Origin of the sequence: Streptomyces ossamyceticus (genome assembly GCF_001418475.1) — a bacterium.
GTDB lineage: Bacteria > Actinomycetota > Actinomycetes > Streptomycetales > Streptomycetaceae > Streptomyces > Streptomyces ossamyceticus.
Genome location: NZ_LIQX01000947.1, coordinates 1 through 349, shown reverse-complemented (window position 1 = coordinate 349; position 349 = coordinate 1). Strand labels below are relative to the sequence as shown.

Below are 349 nucleotides of genomic sequence, written 5' to 3'. Positions count from 1 at the left end.
TGGACCTCGCGGCGTCGTCCGGCTGCGGTCAGGTCCGTGAAGTAGGGATGGCTGTAGGAGTGGTTGCCCACCCCGTGCCCCGCGGCCGCCAGCTTCCTGACCACCTCGGGGTGGCGGTCGGCGAAAGCGCCGGTCAGGAAGAACGTGGCAGGCGTGTGCCGGCGGGCGAGGTCATCGAGAATGCTGCCGAGGCCGACGTCGTTCCAGGCCGCGTTGAAGGTCACCGCGACCACCCGCTCAGACGTACGGATCACACGGTTCTCAGACCCGAACAGCGCCCGCAGACCGTCTGCCGTCGTTCCTGGGCGCGTCGCAGCGGCTTTCGCCGTGCCCGCCAGGGGCCCTGCCA

1 protein-coding gene is annotated in these 349 nt (G+C 70.2%); it reads right to left on the bottom strand.

The features are described 5' to 3' along the window. Positions 1 to 254: polysaccharide deacetylase family protein (locus AOK15_RS40840; protein WP_167738934.1), on the bottom strand; the 254-nt coding region annotated here is incomplete at its 3' end. Between the last annotated feature and the right edge of the window lie 95 nt (positions 255 to 349).